This is a genomic window from Sphingobacterium prati (genome assembly GCF_013167215.1).
GTDB classification, from domain to species: domain Bacteria; phylum Bacteroidota; class Bacteroidia; order Sphingobacteriales; family Sphingobacteriaceae; genus Sphingobacterium; species Sphingobacterium prati.
On sequence record NZ_JABJWY010000034.1, the window covers coordinates 1,067,571 to 1,089,832 of the forward strand.

Annotated in this window: 9 protein-coding genes; 1 reads left to right on the top strand and 8 read right to left on the bottom strand. The window is 42.4% G+C overall.

Annotation, left to right across the window (positions count from 1 at the left end; all coding sequences use genetic code 11):
* The first annotated feature begins 350 nt into the window (after positions 1 to 350).
* Complete coding sequence (locus HPC41_RS14855; RefSeq protein ID WP_172394742.1) at positions 351 to 2,711, top strand: glycoside hydrolase family 127 protein; 2,361 nt, start codon at positions 351 to 353, stop codon at positions 2,709 to 2,711.
* 8 nt (positions 2,712 to 2,719) lie between these two features.
* Here the strand turns inward: HPC41_RS14855 and HPC41_RS14860 are convergent, their stop codons facing one another.
* The 8 genes from HPC41_RS14860 to HPC41_RS14895 all read right to left on the bottom strand — a co-directional run bounded on the left by HPC41_RS14860 (position 2,720) and on the right by HPC41_RS14895 (position 22,055).
* Positions 2,720 to 5,221: a glycoside hydrolase family 2 TIM barrel-domain containing protein gene (locus HPC41_RS14860; RefSeq protein WP_172394743.1), complete on the bottom strand. Its 2,502-nt coding sequence runs from the start codon at positions 5,219 to 5,221 to the stop codon at positions 2,720 to 2,722.
* A gap of 27 nt (positions 5,222 to 5,248) precedes the next feature.
* Positions 5,249 to 7,120 carry a glycoside hydrolase family 43 protein gene (locus HPC41_RS14865; RefSeq protein ID WP_246250674.1) on the bottom strand — a complete coding sequence of 624 codons (1,872 nt, stop codon included), beginning with the start codon at positions 7,118 to 7,120 and terminating at the stop codon, positions 5,249 to 5,251.
* 132 nt (positions 7,121 to 7,252) lie between these two features.
* Positions 7,253 to 8,968, bottom strand: coding sequence for a RagB/SusD family nutrient uptake outer membrane protein (locus HPC41_RS14870; protein ID WP_172394745.1), 1,716 nt, complete (start codon positions 8,966 to 8,968; stop codon positions 7,253 to 7,255).
* 15 nt (positions 8,969 to 8,983) lie between these two features.
* Positions 8,984 to 12,064, bottom strand: coding sequence for a SusC/RagA family TonB-linked outer membrane protein (locus HPC41_RS14875; RefSeq protein ID WP_172394746.1), 3,081 nt, complete (start codon positions 12,062 to 12,064; stop codon positions 8,984 to 8,986).
* A 353-nt stretch (positions 12,065 to 12,417) separates the two neighbouring features.
* Entirely contained in the window at positions 12,418 to 16,431 is a 4,014-nt protein-coding gene (locus tag HPC41_RS14880; RefSeq protein ID WP_172394747.1) for a hybrid sensor histidine kinase/response regulator transcription factor, read from the bottom strand.
* 37 nt (positions 16,432 to 16,468) lie between these two features.
* Positions 16,469 to 18,415: a glycoside hydrolase family 97 protein gene (locus HPC41_RS14885; RefSeq protein ID WP_172394748.1), complete on the bottom strand. Its 1,947-nt coding sequence runs from the start codon at positions 18,413 to 18,415 to the stop codon at positions 16,469 to 16,471.
* Positions 18,416 to 18,529: 114 nt separating this feature from the next.
* Positions 18,530 to 20,491: an alpha-L-arabinofuranosidase C-terminal domain-containing protein gene (locus tag HPC41_RS14890; RefSeq protein WP_172394749.1), complete on the bottom strand. Its 1,962-nt coding sequence runs from the start codon at positions 20,489 to 20,491 to the stop codon at positions 18,530 to 18,532.
* 22 nt (positions 20,492 to 20,513) lie between these two features.
* On the bottom strand, positions 20,514 to 22,055 hold the full coding sequence (locus tag HPC41_RS14895; protein WP_172394750.1) for an alpha-N-arabinofuranosidase: 1,542 nt from the start codon (positions 22,053 to 22,055) through the stop codon (positions 20,514 to 20,516).
* Positions 22,056 to 22,262 lie beyond the last annotated feature (207 nt).

The following is a 22,262-nucleotide window of genomic DNA, read 5'->3' on the forward strand; positions in this document are numbered from 1 at the left end:
CATAAGTACATGTTTTAATCGTTCAATTAACCATAAGACAATATGTAATCAGAAATTGTTTCAAAAAACGAGCTATTTCAATAAATTTTACAGCTACCGGTGTTTTTTTATGGCGAATAGGAATACGTAGCGCACACTATATAGAAAGATGATTTCCTCAAAACGCTGTTTATGAATTAACTGTTCAAAAGGAAAGTTGAACACATATTAAATAAATGTAAAAAAAACACTTAATAAATGTAACCTAATTTATATCTTTGATATGTCGGTCAATATACATTTCGTCAGATCGCTAACCAAATAAAAGCATGCTTTCTAAATGCTGATTATAGACTATAAATTGCAATAAAATGAAATTAAAAAGTAGCCTCTTCCATCTTATTTTTGCGACAACTTTTAGCCTGCCCTTATATGCACAAATTTCCAAATCATTGAATTATTTCGCTATAGAGGATGTCCGATTATTGCCCAGCCCCTTTAAGCAGGCTGAGCAGCTCGATCTATCGTATTTACTTGAAATGGATCCAGATCGCCTATTAGCCCCCTTTATGCGCGAAGCCGGTTTACCCACTAAGAAAGACTCCTATACGAACTGGGAAAACACAGGTTTGGATGGACATATAGGTGGCCATTATCTTTCTGCTCTCTCCTATATGTATGCATCAACTGGCGATTCCCGAATTAAAGAACGACTTGATTACATGATTTCCAATCTGAAACAATGTCAGGATGCCAACGGGAATGGATATATTGGCGGAGTACCTGGGGGTAAACTTATTTGGGAAGAAATTCAAAAAGGTAATATTCGATCAGGCACCTTTAGCCTAAATGACAAGTGGGTTCCGCTTTATAATATTCATAAAACTTATGCCGGATTACGTGATGCCTACTTATTGACCGCGGATCAGACCGCTAAAAACATGCTGATTAGCATGACAGACTGGGCTGTACAATTGGTTTCTCAATTGTCTGAAGCACAAATACAGGATATGTTACGTAGCGAACACGGTGGACTCAACGAGGTTTTTGCAGATGTCGCCGCAATTACCCAAAATTCCAGCTACCTCCAACTTGCGCGAAAATTCAGTCACCAGTCCATCTTAACGCCACTCATGGAACACCGTGATAAATTAACGGGATTACATGCCAATACGCAGATCCCAAAAGTCCTTGGTTTCAGAAGGATTGCTGAGCTCTCTGATGATCAGCAGCTGACCGAAGCAGTACGTTACTTTTGGGACAATGTTGTACAACATCGCTCGATTGCCATTGGTGGAAATAGCGTCAGTGAACATTTTAATCCGATCGACGATTTCTCCAAAATGATCCATAGCATCGAAGGACCTGAGACGTGTAATACGTATAATATGTTGCGGTTGACAAAAATGTTGTATCGGACAGACCAACAGGGTAAATATCTGGATTTTTATGAACGTGCATTATATAATCACATTCTGTCCACCCAACATCCCCAACATGGCGGATTCGTGTATTTTACACAAATACGTCCCGGACATTATCGCGTTTATTCACAGCCCCAAACAAGCATGTGGTGCTGTGTAGGTTCGGGAATGGAAAGTCACGCCAAATATGGTGAGATGATATATGCACATAAACACGATGAGTTGTACGTCAATCTCTTTATTCCCTCACGATTAAATTGGAGAGAAAAAGGTGTCGAGATTATCCAAGACAACACCTTTCCAAAAGAAGCTTATACAACGCTGAAAATAAATACGCAACGGAAGCGTGCGTTTACGTTGTACCTGCGCAAACCTACTTGGCTTACTGCCATACCAACTATTTCAATTAACGGAACCCCCTATACAGTTACCGATTCTACGGCAACACATCTCAAAATAAAACGTACTTGGAAGCCTGGAGATCTGTTACGAATGGAACTGCCAATGGGCATCCATGTCGAACAGTTACCTGATCAAAGTAATTATTTCAGTATATTATGTGGCCCCATTGTACTTGCAGCCCGTTCAGGTACAGAAGATTTACGGGGACTCAAGGCTGACGACAGCCGGATGGGGCATATTGCTTCTGGCAAGCAAATTCCTTTGCGTGATGTTCCTATTCTGACAACCCATCCCGACGCAATTCCATCGCTCGTGCATCAGATCTCATCCAAACCGTTACACTTCACGCTTAACGGACTTCGTCGGGGTAAAGATAGCCTTAAAATGGAATTGGAACCTTTCTATGGTATCCACGATAGCCGATACATTCTATATTGGCCACAGGCAACAGCAGCACAACTTCAGGAACAACAAGAGAAAATCGATCGCGATGAACGCGAAAGCTTGGCCTTGACGGCTATTACTATTGACAAGGTGACTCCTGGTGAACAACAACCTGAGTCAGATCACTTCTTTCGTGAAGAAAATAGCAACGCCGGCGTAACGGAAGATACTCGTTGGCGTGAAGCCAAGGGCTGGTTCAGTTACCAGATGAAAAATACAAACAATAGCACGCTATTGTTAAAATTTATGACAGACACCGCTTTCCATAATACCGAAATTTTGGTCAATGGAATCCTTGTCGAAACGTTAAAAAACAAAGGCAATCAATTAGAAGTTAAAACCATACAGATTGAACTTCCAAAAGAAATTTCCAATACTTCTACAATAGAAGTTAAAATTAAGGGGACATCAACGTCCCCTACTCATAAAATCCTAGAAATACGGACGCTCCGATCAGATTGATCGGAGCATTAATTGATAACATAAGCTACGGTAGCTGTTTTCAGCCATGGCGAAGTAAATCGAAGATTGATTTTATCTCCCGATTTGCCTAAAGATTGAACATACACCATCATTTTACCATGGTAAACCCGTTGTCTATTATCCGTATAATCGCCCATATCTGTATTGTTTCCTGCTTCCAAGCCAAGTAGGCGTGCGTTTCCAACCACATCACAGGTGACCTCATCGTCAGATAAAGCTACGGGAATACCTTTTTCATCTACAATGTGTATAGCAATCTGAACAACAGCACCCACATTAGTTTGCTGATCTTCCACTACTACCGCTTGGATGGAAGCTGGCCGCTGACTAGATTGAATAGCATGGCGGACAGCCTGTTTTCCGTTTGCATCCGACCCCACAACCTCCAACTTGCCTGCCTTATACGGAATATCCCAAAAGATGATCCCTGTCTTCGCATCGTATTTTTTCTCTTCGCCAACAATATCGCCGTTCAGTTCCAGCCGAGCTCCAGCACTATTGGTATAACATACCACACGGATCAGCTGGCCATCCTGATAATTCCAGATCGGCCACGCATCCATCGAAGGGTTTTCATTCTTTCGTGGCCGCTGTTCCGATTCCGAGGTTGTCCAAAGGTCAGACACACCGCTCCCCCCTCCCAATGGGTAAGTTCCCAAATAAGCCATGGGTTTTTCCGTCCACAAAGACTGACGATAATACCCTCGAGGCTTGATAAAGCCTGCAAAATCCAATAGTCCCGAATAAGACCCACGCGAAGGCCAGCGTCCTGATTCCCCTAAGTAGTCGATCCCGGTCCATAAAAATTGGCCAAATATATGCATGTTGTCACGTACAGCTAGCCACGCAGGCAGATCATGTCTATTTTCGCTGCCGAAGATCACACGAGTTGGAAAGCGCTGATGATCTTCAAGATAACGGCTTTCGGTATAATTGTAACCGGCAATATCAAGAGCTCCTGGGTAGGCAGTCTCGTTGGACATCTCGACACCGGCTAGACCGGCTGTCACCGCTCGGCTTCGATCGTATTTTTTCACCACGGTAACCAGGCGTTTGGCAATATCTCCCAAGCGCATCGCATCTGGTGCCTCCTTTTTATACCCTCCATAAGAGGCCTGTGTAAAGCCGCCGTCTTTTTTTTCACCGTTTAGTATCGGATGCGAATAAGGATCATTTGGATAGTCAACTTCATTACCTATACTCCAGGCAAAAATAGAAAGGTGATTTCTATCCCTTTTGACCATATCCGCCAAATCCCGCTCCCCCCATTCTTCAAAAAAGTCATACGCACCTTCAAATCCTGGCGTACCCACATTCCAACCTTGTAACCACTTTCGTTTCGGAAATTCCCATTCATCAAATGCTTCATCCATAACCAATAGGCCAAGCTCATCACATAACGTGTATAACGAGGAGGCCTGCGGGTTGTGGCTCGTACGGATGGCATTAACACCCAGCGATTTTAAAGTGAGCAAACGGCGTTTCCAGACTTCGGTATAGACCTCAGCCCCGAGCACACCAGCATCATGATGTAGGCAGACACCCTTCACCTTCATCCATTCGTTATTTAGAGCGAAGCCCTTGTTGGGATCAAAAGTAAATGTCCTAAAGCCAGTCTTTACTTCGGACTGGTCAATCTGTTTCCCATTTTGCCATAGTGTCGTACGCAACGTATACTGTATAGGCTGGTCCAAACTCCACAAACTCGGATTTTTAACCCTTAATTGTTGCTGTACAGTTTCTTTGTCCCCAGCATGAATACCAAGTTTTTTTGATTTTTTTGAAACGAGTTTTCCCCCTGCCTCAATCAATTCTTGCTGCACAGTAATTGGGCTAGCCGCTGTAGAACTATTGACAATAGTAATTTCGGTATTAAGAATCCCTTCGCCTCCTTTCAGTTCTGGATAAGCATATACACCCCATTGGTCTATATGTAATTGACTGGCCTTCACAAGCCATACATCACGATAGATCCCCGATCCTGTATACCAGCGTGAATCTGCATTTTGACTATGATCTACCTTAACAGTTATGGTATTTTCTTTGCCAAATGCTATATACGGGCTGATATCATAAGAAAAAGATACATAGCCATTAGGACGTTTACCGACGGATTTTCCATTGACAAAAACCTCACTCCGATTATAGACGCCTTCAAAATAAAGAAATATCTTTTTCCCCTGATTCTCAACAGGTATTGTGAGCTGCTTTTGATACCAACCAATACCGCCTGGCAGATATCCTGTGGCGCTGGCCAGGTTTGGGCTCAGTGGATATTTCACGCCCCAATCATGAGGCAGCACCACGGGTTTCCAGGCATTGTCATCCAGATCTTTAATATCCTTCGCGCCTCCTTTAGCGCCCAAATGAAAGAACCAATCTGAATTAATACGCTGAGCCACACCAAAGCCCGGTTGGGCATACAGGTTACTTCTGCCTATTAAAACCGATGCGGATAGGATCGCAATAGTGTTAATTAATGTTTTCATTTATCGTTGTAGTATAGGTTGATATGATTAATGTGTTGGGATGACTGGTACGATCTGGCCATTGGAATCAAAATATAGACGATCCATACATACTTCCCGATTGAAGCCGGCTGCATCCCCCATTCCGATACCATAGGGATAGTTAAAACGGTGGTAGACAATATACCATTCATCCGTACCTGGCAGCTGCAAAACCGAGTTATGCCCGGTACCGTAAATGCCTTTCGTAGGATCCTTTTGCAAAATCAAATTCTTCTCTGGCACAATGATCGGACCATAGGGCGAAGTGGAAGTCCCGTAACGTACCCGATAATTCTCGCTACGGGTATCATTTTCCGACCAAAGGAAATAGTAAAGTCCATTTCGATAGAAAACATACACGCCTTCCCGAAATGTTTTATCAGGCGTCAATACCTTGATTGTATTCTTTTTGATGGACACCATATCCCTGTTGAGCTCGGCAACAGCGAGATAACCATTCCCCCAATACAGATAGCTTTTACCAGACTTAGGGTCATTGAACACCGCCGGATCAATCTCCTGTCCGCCCTTTACGCCTTCGGGTTTGAAATCAATCAACGGTTTTCCGGAATCTTGGAATGGCCCTGTTGGCTGATCGGATACCGCAACACCTATTTTTTGCGCAGCAGTAAAATAATAGTAATATCGATAATCACCCTTTACTTTTTTCTCTGCGATTGTAGGGGCCCAGGCATTTCGTGGCCCCCATGGGACATCTCTTTTTAGATCCAAAATTACCCCCTCATCCTGCCAGTTTATAAGATCCGAGGAGGAGAAAGTTTTAAAATAAAAACCACCCCAGCCGTCGAAGCCATCACTAGTCGGATAGATATAATACCTTTTAGTCTTATTGGAATAAAGGACATCGGGATCCGCATAAAAACCATCCAATATCGGATTCTTTTTTTGCGCCAGCGGCATCCCTGTTGGTGTGCCCCACTTTGAAGTTAGATGGCGGAGTTCCTGCCTCGAAATCGGAATGATCGTCCCATGCCTAGGGTGAAAATCCATCGTGATCTCGTGATCAATCACCTTAAAACGATCAAGGTCATCGGAAATACAAAACTGATATTTTCCTTTCCCATACACATCATACATCAGGATATATTGACTTGACTGGTTCAATTTGAAAACGCCGGACCCTTCCACTGCATCTTTGGTTTGTTGTTTATAACCTGGCTGTTCAATCCATTTCCCCGAGGTCAAAGCGTCAGTCATGGCCAGTTTGATTCCATTGCCGTGGCCCTCCGTTTTGTAGAACAGGTAAAATAAGCCATTTTTTTCGATAATGTCTCCATCAATACATGATTTACGATTTTTAGGAAGAAACAGTACCTGTGGTTCGCCCTCAAAATCCGTAAAATCCCTATTGGCATAGGCATAATAGATAATATCCGGACCATCCCCATGTTTCATGGACCAATACACCATATACTTTCCAACAGCGGGGTCAAATATTGTTTGGGGAGCCCACACACGCTTCAGGTTTTCATGTCCATTGAAACGCTGCTGAATATCAATTGTCCGATGCTCCCAATGCAATAAATCGTTGGATTTCAGCAAGACCATCCCGCGATTGGAATCCCAGCCCTTTGAAGAGGTCATATCGGTAAGCACCATATAAAATGTCTTGCCATCCACCCCGCGGAGAATATGGGGATCCCTTACGCCACCAGTTTTGCTAATGGTCTTCGAATCCAGAATGGGACGATTGTCGTTAAGTGCCCGGTAGGTATAGCCATCCGTGCTGATAGCAAAGCAGACTGCTTCATCCGCTACTGCGTTCCCTTTGAAGTAAGCAAACAGGTAGCCTGAAAAATCCTTCTCGGCTGGCCCACGCCTATACTCCTGTGCGTATACCGATGAAGCTATATTCATCCATAAAAATATTATAATTGTAAATCGCATGTATAAAATAATTTAGTAAAGGGTTCGTAATATGACCAAGACGCACTGGTCCCGAAAAGGAAACCTAGCGCATCTACTAAGTCATTTTTTAATAAATTAACATTAATAACCGGGATTTTGTTCCAGTTGTCCGTTCGAGGACAAAATCTCTGAACGCGGTATTGGAAGCCAATAATGTTTTTCTTCAAACCGGCGGCCGGATAATGCCTCTTTTCGTGTATAAGTAAGCCCATTACTTCCCTTTGTAATTGTCATCCCGTATGCTGCCACGTTTTCTGTAATCATGGCAATTTTCCAACGTCTTACATCGTAAAAACGATGTTCTTCAAACGCCAGTTCAACCCGACGCTCATAACGCACATGCTGTCTAAACTCATCTTTCGATTGCCCAATAGGGATTTCGGGCATTTCTACTGAGGGTCTTGTACGAACCAGGTTCAAAGCTTGCCTAGCAGTTAAATTGCCACCAGTAGGAGTTACATCCGGACCATATGCCTCATTCGCAGCTTCTGCATAATTCAATAGAATTTCGGCGTAACGGAAGTAATTCCACGGCTGAAATCCTGCATTTCCCCAAGGATTTTGCAATGGATAAGCATCATTCATAAATTTACGTAGATAATACCCTGTTTTTGACGTATTCCAGTTATCATTTCCCTGCGGGCTATCTTGCCCACCAGGCGTAAAGGTTTCGATAGCTCTTCCTCTATACATGGAACCGTTATATAAGATCGTCGCGTCAAAACGTGGATCACGATTGTCGTAAGGATTATTGGGATCGTATCCGGAAGCAGTATTTATAGTTCCATCCGGATTAAAAGGAGCTCTTCCATTTTTCATTTCATAGGCATCGACCAAATTTTGATAAGGCGTGTTTCCCCCCCAACCACCATAACCATTTGGTCCGTTAGCAATTTCTAGGTGCACGTGGTTCGCATTCTTTGTATAATAACGGGCGAAAATAGTTTCAGGATTACGATCTGTCAAAAACAAGGATTGATATCCACCAGTATACAAACTATATTTGTTAAGCACTATCAGATCCTGTGCGGCTCGGGCAGCAGCTGCCCAAGAACCAACATTATAGAGTGGACTTGCCGCGTATAATAACAGTCTTGATTTTAGCGCCATAGCCGCACCTTTTGTAGCCCTGCCGGTCACCCATGTTGCATCGTTATTGTCCTTAGGCAATTTCGCAATGGCATCATCCAATTCCTGAATGACATAGTCCATTCCTTCTTGAATTGATTTTCGTTGAAACAAATTCGCTGTCGTTAAATCATCTTTCAAACCATACACGGTATCGCCCATCAAAACAACCCGACCAAAGTTTCGAATGAGATCATGATAACGAAACGCACGAATAAATTGCAGTTCACCCTCGAGTTGACGCTTATGTGATGTGCTCATCTGAATATTTGCCAACACCTTTTTAGCGTAATTGCATTCCCTTATACTACGGTAGCTGCGTGCCCAGAGCGAACCTGCTGTACCTAAATTTTCGGGAGAAAGCTGTCCTCGTATAATAAGCCAAGTATTGTCATCATTGGTATACATTGATTCGTCAGTCAATGAAGACCATAGCGCGTATTCAAATCCCCGACCAAAGCCCGGATTGGTACCATCTGCTTCATTTGATATAATTCGCTCGCCGATATATTTATTGATGATAAATGCCTCCAAAACGGCTGTATCAGTTTCTATCGCTTCAGTCGAGATCCGATCCGTAGCGGTGACATCCAATAGATTTTTATTACAAGCCGAGAAAATCGTTGCTCCCAAGGCCAATAACACGATATATTTATTTAAAGATTTCATTGATTATCTTCCTCCTTAGAATTTTAAATTTACGCCTACATTAATGATTCGTTGTTGCGGGTAAAACTGGCCGCTGCCATTACTTCCTTCGGGATCATAGTCTTTCACTTTGGTCAACGTCACTAAATTGAACCCATTCATATAGAAGCGAAGCCCGCCCAATTTCAGTTTTGACAAGGCTTGACTTGTAAGCGTATAACCTATTTCTACATTTTTTAATCGCAAGAAAGATGCGTTATTCAACCAAAATGTATTGTTATACAATCCGCCACTGACCGCTGAAGAAGCTCGTTCAGCGACTTTTGGATAGGTTCCACTAGGATTATTCACTTCGTTAAAACGATTATCCGCCCAACTGCTGTAAAAGTTGCCTACTGTGCCGGATTCAGGGAGCACGTGCTGACTAACTTTTGCCTGTCCGGCAAACAAAACCGCAACATCAAAATTTTTGTAGGCAGCATTCAAACTGAAACCATAAGTGATCTGTGGAATATTACCGTAATTGGTACGTACCATATCATCAGCGGTGATCTTTCCGTCTTGATTGTAATCTTCATAAATTAAATCGCCGACCTCAGCACCAGGAGCCTGAGGAGAATCCGCAAGATCTGCCGCAGTTCTATTTAAACCCACTGCGTTATATAAAAGATACGTACCCAGCGGCCTTCCAGTCTGGCGCTGATGATCCAATGTACCATCGGCTTCATCGATAAAGATGATTTTGCTTTTGGCAAGTGTAAAATTACCGGACGCTCCCCAACTAAAATCGCCCGACTTTTGATAGCTTAGTGTCGCTTCAACCCCCTCACTATTCACTTTACCGATATTCTCAGAAGGAACGAGTGGATCTGCATCGTAAGGGTTTACAATACCGGAAATTGCAGGGATAGAAGCATTACGGGTCGTTAAAATATCGGATCTTTTCTGTTGAAAATAGATCGCTTCTAAGCTGAAGTTTTTTAAGAATTGAGCGTTTAATCCAATATCCAGCTTCTTGGATACCTCCCAAGTAATAGCTGGATTTGCCAATTTTGCCAACTTAACATTTGGACTTATCTGGCTTTTGTCATTTAAAAGAGCGACCAAGCCATTCCCTACGAGGGTATAATTATCAAAATACTGGAATCCATTGACATTATCATTCCCCAGCGTACCGTAAGAAGCCCTAATCTTCAGATCGTCAAAAAAGCCTACATTTTCTACAAACCAATCTTCCTTGCTAATACGCCATCCCGCTGATACAGAAGGGAAATATCCCCATCTTTTACCCTCAGGAAAAATTGAAGATCCATCCGCACGAAGCTGTCCCTCAAACAAGTATCTCTCGTCATAATTATAGGCTATACGGCTAATGATACTTTGCCGGGTATAATTCGTACTATAACCTGAGTTCAGGTAATCCGTGGAAGCGGATCCACCCTGGGACAATTCGGGCAATTTAGTAGAGAGATAGTTAAAACGCTGTGCATCAAAATATTCCAAATGACGTTTACTTTGCTCATATCCAATAAATGCATTGACGGCATGTTCACCAAATTTTCGGTCAAAATTCAGTTTAAGATTACTTGTAATCAGCGATTCATTTGTATGCGATTCGGTTAAAGTAGCTTTGTTATTATTCCCGCCCACGATTGATTCTTCATAAGTGTTTTTAGCCTGATTGTAGTTATTTAAAACATAGGGAACACTAAAATTTTTCCCGAAATTTGCTGATTTATCCACCGAAAGGAAACCGTCTACCGATAGTCCTCCTACCCATGGAAGTTGGTAGCTTGCTCTTAAAATACCATTGAAAACTTGTTTTGGGTTGTCTACTGTTCCGCCGATATCTGTTACCATCAACACGGGGTTAGAACCTTCAATTCCCCGAGTCGGCAACCCATTTGGATAATAAGCACTAACAGTAGGGTAAGCACGGTAAATCGAGCGAAAGATGTCGCCAGCCGACGCAATCGGAAATTTCCGATCTTCCTGCCGCCCGGATAGAGACAATCCGACTTTAAACCGATCGGTGATGTTAGCATCTAAATTTGTTCTAAAATTATACTGTTTATATTTGGTGATCCCCTTTTTGTATAGTCCGTCCTGATAGACAGATCCTAAAGACATAAAATAGCGTACATCTTCCGTGCCACCGGCAACAGAGAGATTATGCTGATTTTGTAAAGCCGTCTTCTTCAGAGTAACATCTGCCCAGTTAGTATTTGGATACAAAAGCGGATCAGAACCATCTCTAAATTGCTGGAGCTGTTGTTCTGAATAAATTTGGTTCATTCCACCAGCAGGACTATTTCCGTAGGCAATTTCATTGCGTAAAATGGCGTATGTCACCGCATCAGCCATTTTTGGCAGCCTTGTAGGTGAACTAAAACCCTGGTTACCACTATACGTAATCGTTGGCTTACCACTTTTTCCACGTTTGGTGGTTACCAAAATAACTCCGTTGGCAGCGCGGTTACCATAAATAGCAGCGGAAGCATCTTTTAACACCGAAACGCTTTCGATATCATTCGGATCCAGGCGTTCCAAACCGCCTATTTGTCCAGGCACACCATCCACAACAACCAAAACGTCGTTGCTTCCAGTAGTCGCCTGCCCACGCACAGTAATCGACGAGCCATCATATCCAGGCTCTCCGCTGCGGTTGTTAATCACCACGCCCGAAAAGCGGCCGGCAAGCGAATTTGACAAATTTGGTTGTGGACTTTTAACAAGGTCTTTTCCTTTTACTTCCGAAATAGATCCCGTCACAGTTGCTTTTCGTTGTGTCCCATAACCTACAACCACCACATCTTCCAAAACATGATCATCACTTTCCAGCAGAATCACAAGATTTGTCGTTCCATTCAAGGGTGCTTTGTAGGTTTTGTATCCGACAAATGATACAACAAGCATACCTTTACTGGCATTTAGTTCAAATTTCCCTGATTTGTCTGTTGAGGTCCCCCTACCTCCGCCTTCAATAATCACACTTGCACCTACGATAGGTTCATTGGCTTTATTCAAGACCTGCCCCGTAATTTTCCCTTGGGCGTATAACATAGTTGGCGCAACGCTCAACATGGTATACAAAGAAACAATTTTTAGGTTGTTCATAAATTTCTACACGAATTAAACAGTAAATAATACAATCTGGTCAGAAAAGTCAGTGGAGATGTTAAACTATGGTTTTGCATTGGTTACATCAGTTGCATCGCTGCTTCCCTACCCAGATTTATAATTGATTATACCGTCAAACTTAGTGGATTTTAAAGCATCCAACCGTATACAAATCCGTCAAATACCATATAATTTTCGGTCAAAAAACGGCTTTTAAGCTCCAATTTGCATATATTTCTAATCACCACCTGTTCCGATGGGGGAGTTTCTCTACGGCGTTTCACATGGAAGACTTGTGTATGCTTACCCTGGCAGAGCGACGAGAGCAAGCATACATCACTATACATTGATCAGGCTTTAGTGTGGGACTTTTGGTATTCCGATGGAAGCTTGCCAAATTCTTCTTTAAAGCACTGTCTAAAATAAATAGCACTATTGATTCCTACCATAAATGAAACTTCGGTCACATTGTATGCACCAGAACGCAGCAATTCGGCCGCTTTATGTATCCTTATTTTACGCACAAGTTGATTGATATTCTTACCAGTGATTCCTTTGAGTTTCCGATATAAGGTAGACTGGCTCATATTCATCCTTTCGGCCAGCTTAGCGGCATCTAACACATCATCCTGCATATGCTGCTCGACAATGGACACAAAATCTTGTACAAAGGCATTTTCGCGCCATAATTCATCTTTCTCGATTTCCTTACCTTTTACACTGTCTATTGGATCATCCGCCTTTATTTTCTGTAAAATAGCACCGTTCATAGCTTTCTGCTTACGAAGCAAGTTCTCAATACGTTTGATCAGCAATGCTCCGCCAATAGGTTTTGTTAGATAAGAGTCAATACCGAGTTCATAACCCCGTTGCCGATCCAGCTCCGTATCCTTTGCGGTCAATAAAATTAGGGGGATATGACTTGTCGCTCGCTCCGCTTTCAATTGCTCCGCCAAAATAAAACCATCCATATCTGGCATCATAATATCACTGATCAAAATATCAGGTACACTGTTTTGCGCTATTTTTAAACCAACTACGCCATTTTCGGCCAACAAAACATCATAATTTATGCGCAATATATTTCCTAAATATTCACGTAAATCCCTATCATCCTCGACCAAAAGGACCAGCGGACGGCCATGCTCCGTCTCCTCATTTTCCGTTTCTATCAACAAATCTGTTTCAGTCCCGCTTTCAGGGGGGACTTTATTTGCTAAAAATCGTACTGATATTTTTGTTCCCAAACCTTCAGTACTACTAATTTCTATCTTTCCCTGATGAATCACCGTTAGGTCTTTTACCAGTGCCAAACCGATCCCAGTACCGTGGACTCCCCCCTTAGGAATTTGGTAGAACTTATCGAAAATTCGATCAATCTCTTTTGCCGGAATCCCACAACCTGTATCTTCAACAGACAATATGGCCCAATTGACCAAATTTGACTCCTCATACATTAGACTTAATTTGATATGCCCAGCATCGGTATATTTATACGCATTCGATAATAGATTATCTACAATCAACTGAACAATTTCAGCATCGAATAATGTGCGGATATCTATTCGGGGCAGATCAGACAGTAGCTGAACCTCAGTTTTATTATTTAAGGTCATGTACTTTTCCAAGATATCCCTGAGCATTTCACTCAATGTGCCCGGTTCAAGTACAAGCGGTTTAAACTGCGATTCGACTTTTCTAAACTCCAAAAGTTGGTTGACCAATGTAAAAAGTCTATTGGCACTTTTCTGAACGGTATGTACCAATCCCTTATTTTTTGGAGATAATTGTTCCTCATGAGAAAGATCGTCAAGAGGACCTAGTATCAGTGTTAGTGGTGTTCGAAGTTCATGGGTGATGTGTGTATAGAAATTCATTCGCTCACTATGCAACTGTTCATCTTGACGGTGCTGCCGCTCTTTGAGCTTCAATTCAGATTCTGCTCTCATTCTTTTGATATAAAAGAAAATAAGCGTATAAATAATCAGCAGGAAGATCAGTAGATAAGCGATCTTTGCGGTCAGACTCAGGTAAAAAGGTGGTGTGATTTTGATCAGCAAACGCTGATAGGTCTGTGACCACGATCCATTTTTCAAACGCGTACGGATCAACAGCTCATGATGGCCGTACGGAATATTCCGAAAGTCAAGATTGGTCTCGTTACCGAGAAAAATCCAGTCATTATTTAGCCCCTGCAATTGATAACCGAATTCGACCAGCCCGTCTAGCGCATAATCCATTACCGCAAGCTCGATCCGAAAACTGTTTTCATCATGTGCAAGCCTAATCTCATTAAATTCTGAGGGATATTTGTCCTCCTGTGTATTTGACTCTCCAGATCGAAAGACAATAAATCGACTGACGCGTAACGGAGATGTCGGTAGATTTGATGGGATTTCATTCGGGTCAAAATAGCATATTCCATCTTGCATCCCAAAAAACAACCGACCTTTAAGATCTTGCCCCACACTTCCATTGATAAAGCCCCCGAGTGGTAAACCAAATGATTGGTCATACTGAAGAAAACGCTTTTCTTTGGGTAGATAACGTAACATACCTGATTTGGTAGAACACCAAATATGACCATTTTGATCTTCCGCGAGCCCATTGACAAACAACCAAGCGTCATCACCTGGAGGCATTAAAATTATCAGGTCCCCGATTTTTTTTCTCGCTTCCTGCAATGCCATTCCTTGATTTGTCGCAATCCAGATATCATTGTTTTTGTCACGCATCAAATGATTAATGGTATTGCTGCGTAAATCATTTCCGCTATCCATTTTCCGAATCAATTTTCGGTTGCCATTATATACGTAGAGTCCTTGTCCGTACGTCCCTACCCACATATTGTGCTGTCCATCTTCCACCAACGCTCTAGGGGCATAGTCTCCTAGCATAGGATTGTTGATTAACAATTTTTGAACGCTATGGGTAAACGGATCGTAGATAAATAAACCTTGGTATGCAGCAATCCAAATTGCTCCACGATGATCTTCATAAATAGCCCGCACCTCGGACACCGGCTCCCCCAGGTCAATTTCATGCCATTTTTCCGATCTAGCATAGCAGACTGCTACTCCCCCTTTTCGCAAACCTAACCAAATATGTTGATTATGATCCTTAAACGCTGTCAATATAAAATCATCAGGGCTTCCATTCTTTTGAGTTATCTGCCTGAGCAAATCGCCATCTCTGTTAATCTCCACAATTCCAGATCCTTCCGTTGCTAACCAAACAGCCTCATTATTGCCTACGATTATATTACTCACTGTTGCCAACCGATCTGAAAGAAGTCCAGCTGGCGGAAAAACATTAAAAAAAGGTTTAATATGACTGATAACGCCCACACCGCCACCATATACCGCCAGCCAGATATTACCAAATCTATCTGCAGCAATATCCTGCACCATTGCATTATTTCCTTTTCCTAAATCAAAAACCTGCAGTTGCTTGACGCCTTCAATCCGTCGGTCATATCCATATGTAGCTTGTAAAGCAAAGAGCTGAGACGATTCCCCTCCTATCCAAATGGTATTTCCTATTTCTTTAATTGCGTAAACAAAGGGCTCATTTCCATTTTTTGATGATCCAGCCAAAGGAATACGCATTAGCCGGCCGCTCGAGCTATGGTAAACCGCAAGTCCTTTGCGGGTACCGATCCAGATGTTATTAAAACGATCACAATGTAGGGCTTTAACCTCATTATCCGGTAATTCACCAGCGGTATTTTGATGCGTAAATCTTTTTACCGATCGATGAATTGGATCCAGTATTGTTAATCCCTCTTTGACGTGTCCTACGTACAGCATTCCTTTTTGATCTTCCGCGAGTGACCATATACTGTTTTCAGGAAATCCAGGTAAATTCTTTTTATTTAAATGGCTAAACTCTTTTTTTATCGGATCAAAGTGCTGCAACCCCTGATGATAAGTCGCTAACCACAGCTTTCCATCCCTTGCCTTAAGCATAGCTGTAATATCATTTGTAGCTATGGACTTTGCGTCAGTCGGATTATGTAAATAATAGGTAAATCTATTCGTCGTTAAATCGAGTACATTCAATCCATTCGATCGTGTACCGATATATAGCTTACGATCGTCATAAAGTAATGTATTGATTTCGTTGCTGTTGACGGACAGCCCATCTTGCTTTTCTGAGGCATAGTAGGATTTAAAGGCTTTACCCGCAAAACGGTTGAGTCCAAGTTCTGTTGCTACCCACATGAAACCATTATCGTCATGCACGATATCCAATACTTGGTGATTTGTCAATCCATCCTGAAGTAAAAAAAAATGAGGGCGACTTGCTTGCCCTACAACCAACCATGGCGAAAGAAAGGCAAGTACAATCAACAATTTCTTCATAGCTCGACAAAAAAAAGCAAAAAAAGATAAAAAACGGTTATTCTCCAAATAACAATGCTCCAGCATTTGGCTGTAAAGTCAGTCTGATCGTTTTTTCTTTTTTGAGATTTATCATTTTTTGTACGGATTCACGTTCTTTTGTATCGCTTATCAACTGTATCGGTTTACCGGAAAGCATTGGCAAATTTATCTCAATTTCTTTTGTTTTCGCTTCCGCATTAATTGCTGCAATATACCATTGCTGATTTTTCCGTCTGGCCAATACCACGTATTTTCCTGGATAGCCATCCACAAACACCGTCTCATCCCATGTTGTCGGAACCTGCTTCATAAAATCAATAATATGATTTGGCATATCCAACAGATTATTTGGCGTTAGGCCAAAATTCTGCACGGGAGTCTGAAACAGGATCGCCGTCGCCAGCTGAAATGTTTCGGTTGTCTTGCGCGTGGTACCACCATTATTTCCCCTATTATGGCGTTTATTAAGCAACACCGGCCCAAAATCCATTGCGGCTACGGCATTACGGATAAAAGGATGCAGCGTAGCGTTAAAAGCCTCCATATCATTGGCATGCTGTGTAAAAATCAGATTCTCAGAGGCCAACACAGCTTCGCTTCCTACAAAATTAGGGTACATACGTTCCCAACCACGGGGTAAGGTACAGCCGTGAAAAATCACTGCCAAGCCATATGCATTTGCGTCCGCAAGAATCTCTTCATATAACTTTAGCGTTTCCTGTTTATCACCACCAAAGAAATCCACTTTTATACCCTTGATACCAATAGATTGCATCCAAGCCATTTCTTTTTTTCGCGCGGCGCTACTATTCATCTTGTTTTTGGGTGTCTGCGGGGCATCGTTCCAATAGCCATTAGAATTGTACCATAGGCAAAGCCCCACCCCTTTTTCACGTCCATAGTTTGCCAGCTCTTCGATCTTAACCTTTCCTATGCGCTCATCCCACCAATTGTCAACCAAAACAAATTCATAGCCCATTGACGCCGATAAATCAATAAACTTTTTCTGATCATTAAAATTGATGCTTTCATCCTGCCACTCCAACCAGCTCCATGTCGCTCGGCCAAAATTATAGGGTTTCGTCGCTGTATATTGCGCTTCGACGACATCAAATGGGATCGTCGTTTCGACAATCGGCTTTAGAGAGCTTCCTACTGTCAGCGTTCGCCATGGCGTATAGCCCGGCAAAGCCAGGGTGGGGTTTGCTGCACCAATCCCATTATTCTCCCCTATTTCAGGAAAAGCAATCTTGTACAATCCCTGCTTCGTTCCCTCACTGAGTTTGGCACCACAATAACTGGCATTCACTCCCGTCTCCGATAGCAGAATCCACCCCCGGCTTCCGATATGAAATAATGCGGGAAAGGTATACCCCAGACCATATTTGGAAGCAGTTCCCATCGCCTCGTCTGGCACATATGATTCTTCATAGCTCGGTTTTGTTTTCTTCCAGCCGATCATTGGTGAAGCTTGCGGTGTGAGGAATGTTGTCGTTATTTCCGGAAACTTGAAACCAGTTATTTCCTCCCTGACCGTTAAGTTAGCAGGCTCGCCGGTCTGCGGAATACCATACCGAAAAGCAATATCATTATTACTGACCCGAAAGATAACGATGAGCTTTTGTTTTAGGTCATTTTCCAATGTACATTGCAATTCATTTGCCTTATAGTGCACTTGGCGACGTTTAATCTTGGGTTCTTCATAATGCTCATCAATATTTTTTGTATTGGAATCCACCAAACGCATGTTACTGAACAGGTCAACATTTTCGCCCTTTAATCCCAGGGGCGACTTCGCTAACATCTCCTGCCCCTCAAGATGAATTCGATAATAAAGTCTACCTTGATCCAAGGATAGATCTACTTCCAATTTTCCATCAGGACCAGACACCTTGAGTTCCTGAGCGAACAGGCCCGAAAATAGCAACAATAATACTCCACTGACAATAATTCGTTTCTTCATGTCAAAAATACTTTTAATTAGTAATACACTTGACCAGCCTATTCAATTAGGCTACCTCAGAGCGCTATTAATCCGAGCTCCCCTAACAACACTTCATTCTCTTGGATGAGCCCTTTACCGGACTTGAAGCTTGATTAGGGTAAACGAATATGGCGCTAAGCTGTCAGTAAGTTTCTTCCCTTTAAAAGTAATCGGTTCCAGTTTGGGTTGAATATTCAATGGTTCTTCAATACTATTACTCACATTCAAGTCTTTTCCAGCTAAGATTATCTTCTCCCCAGCGTTTGCAAGTTTCTTCCTGCTAGCAATATCAAAACTAACCTCTACAGGTTTACTATTATAATTAATGAGTTTGACTATCAACTGACCTAGCTTTTGGTCATATACCGCAGAAGCGTATAGACTATCCTTCCCGGCAACCGGCTGCCCCGCACGGGTGATGGGAATAATTTCCGAACCTCTATTGGTAGAATATAATTTCTGGACTTGGTAGCTCGGCGTTCCGTATACCTGTAAATTATCAACCCAGATTAAATCGGGAGACCATTGCCAGCCATCAACATGTCCAAATAAAGGTGCATAAGAGGCCATTTCAACCACATCACCATTTCGCTCTAAGCCAGTCATGAATGCAGCCTCTGATAGCGCAGCTTCCCAAGTACTTTTACCCGGACCATTGGGTCGAGTTGTATGAGAAGCATATTCTCCCGCAAAAATCTTTGCGCCTTTTCGGTCATAATGATCATAACGGCTCGCGCTCGATAAAAACCAGGATGGTGGACGATAATAATGTTCATCTATGATATTGATATTCATAGCTCTGAGCTTATCATTCAGAAAATCAAATCGGTCTCCCTCAGGATCTGTTCCCGAACTTGCTATGATTGCAATTTCAGGATGTTTCTCATTCAGCGCTTTTTTAAATACTGCGAGCCGTTCAATGTACTGTGGCCCCCAATTTTCATTACCCACACCGATCATCTTCAAGTTGAAAGACTCCGGATGCCCCATTTCTGCGCGCAATTTACCCCACTTTGTATCAGCCGATCCATTTGCAAATTCAATCAGATCCAACGCATCCTGTACATATTCATCCAGCTGTTCCAGCGGAACCAACTCTCCTGTATTAAACTGACAGGCCATGCCGCAATTGAGAATTGGAACCGGTGCTGCACCAATATCCTCGGCCAACAAGAAGTATTCGTAAAATCCTAGCCCAAAAGTCTGAAAATAATCCGGAGTCAAGCGATGCTTAAATTCGGTATTCCAACGGTTAATGATTAACTCCCGCTCGTTTATCGGACCGACAGTTTTTTTCCATTGAAATCTGTTGGCCAAGTCCCTCCCTTCTACAATACAGCCACCCGGAAAACGAATAAACCCAGGTTTCATGTCTGCCAGCATTTGCACCATATCTTTCCGTAATCCCTTGGATCGTCCTTTCCATGTATCCTTCGGGAATAACGATAGCATATCCACATCGAGCACTCCGGCACCACTAAACCAAACATTTAACTTTGCTTTCGCTGTCGTTGATGTCACGGGAAATTTGATTGCCCCCTCAGACCAATTAGCTGACAAAGCCAATGGCAATACAGTCGAACCAATCACCTTATCCTGTTCATTCAACACCTCTACGTTGATTTTCATATCCGCATTAGGACTACGGTATTGCAATGAGAATTCATATTCCTCCCCATCCTTTACTCCCATACCCCGAAAACCCTCATTTTGCAATCCTAATTTTAAATTCGACACATTATTTAGTCTTAAATAACGTTTATTTCCTTTGCGTTGGCTATCATTCAGCAGCAAATAAGTCCCCTCGCCCGCATTATCCAGCTTTTTCCAACCCATCCAAGGTTGATCAAATTCAAAAGATCTATTTTTAACCAGTTCTGCATAGATTCCCCCATCTGCTCCAAGATTGATATCTTCAAAAAATACCCCCCACATATGCGGTGATATTTTGCCACTGGCCTGGTCCAATTGGATATTTAATTCAATCGGAGACTGAGCCACGGCCCAAGAACCTAGAGTCGCAAGCAACAGCGTCATTGACACTACTTTTTTCATCCGTTTAAGTTTATTTTACAATTTATATTATCTCCAGCACAATTACCGAAAATGCAGGAATATCGACCTCGACAGCGCCATTTAACAACTTCGCATCTTTATACACAGCAGGAGCGATTTTTGCTGGCATTTTGAATGAATTGTAATCCCTCAGATTATCTGAAGTGAGTATACGCCCGCTGACTTTTGAAGCCTTCAACGAAGCCAGATCCACACGTACCTTATTTTTCTTTTTCGGATCAATATTGACCAAAGAGATATGTGTACGTCCATCCGCATCCTGAGAAGCCGAGACAGATACCGCCGGAATTTTTTCATTGTTCAATTCAAAATCTGTTGATTGCAGTGTTATGGGAATTAATTTTGCATCCTGATGCACTTTATACATCTCCATTACATGATACGTCGGTGTCAAAATCATCTTTTTGCCTTCCGTCAAAACAACAGCTTGCAGTACATTTACTGCTTGCGCCAAATTCGCCATTTTCACCCTGCGTGCATGATTATTAAAAATATTTAACGTCATTCCCGCTATCATGGCATCACGCATGGTATTTTGTTGATACAAAAAACCTGGATTTGTACCCGGTTCAACTTCATACCAACCACCCCACTCGTCCACGATCAAATCGACATTCCCTTTCGGATCATATTTGTCCATGATAGTGATATTCTTTTCCACCAGCTCATTCATAAACCAGGCCGACTTCATGGTTTTGAAATATTCCTCTTCTGAATAATTTACAGCAGAACCCTTTTTATTCCAATTAATTACAGCATAGTGATGCAGGCCCATCCCCTTCATCAAGCTATTCGGAATTTTCTTCATTAACGTTTCAGTCCAATTATAATCAGCACTATTGGCTCCAGAGGCGATACGATACAAGCCACCGCCATTGGTCCAATCAGACATAAAGGTGGCATATTTTCTGTAGATGTCCGTGTAATAGTCGGCAGTCATATTCCCACCACAGCCCCAAGCTTCATTGCCTACACCCCAAAACTTAACCTTCCATGGTTCATCACGCCCATTTTTACGTCTCCAATCCGACATTGGGCTTTTACCCGCAAAATTCACATATTGTACCCAATCCGTCAGTTCCTGAACCTCACCACTTCCCACATTACCGGCCAAGTACGGTTCCGCACCCAACAATTCACACATATTGAGAAAATCATGGGTACCGAAAGTATTATCTTCCGTTACCCCGCCCCACCAGCTATTCACCATCGAAGGACGTTGTGTCTTAGGTCCCACACCATCTTTCCAGTGATAGGTGTCAGCAAAGCATCCTCCAGGCCAGCGGAGATTCGGTATATTCAGCTTCTTTAAGGCTTCGATAACATCAGTCCGTACACCGTTTTTATGGGGAATAGAATCATTTTTCTCACCCACATAAAAACCATCATAAATACAGCGTCCCAAATGTTCGGCAAAATGTCCATAAATATGCCGGCTTATTGTCAGTTTCTCGTCTGGGCGCTCTAATCTCACGCTACTTTGACCAAATAACATTCCGTTGCTCAGTGCAAATGCAACTCCTATTATAAATTTTAATTTCATTATAAAAGACTTATTAGTTTACAAGGATCATAATTTTTTAATCAGCTGCTACGAAGATTTTAATAGCGTTATTTCGCACAAGAACATTCCGTCCAAGTATTTCGTCACCAACGCACATCAATCGTTGCCGATCAGCATTGGCTACTCGCTCCATATCTCAAATAATCTGCATTTTAGCTGAAATTTGGTTATAATTTATACCTGTTT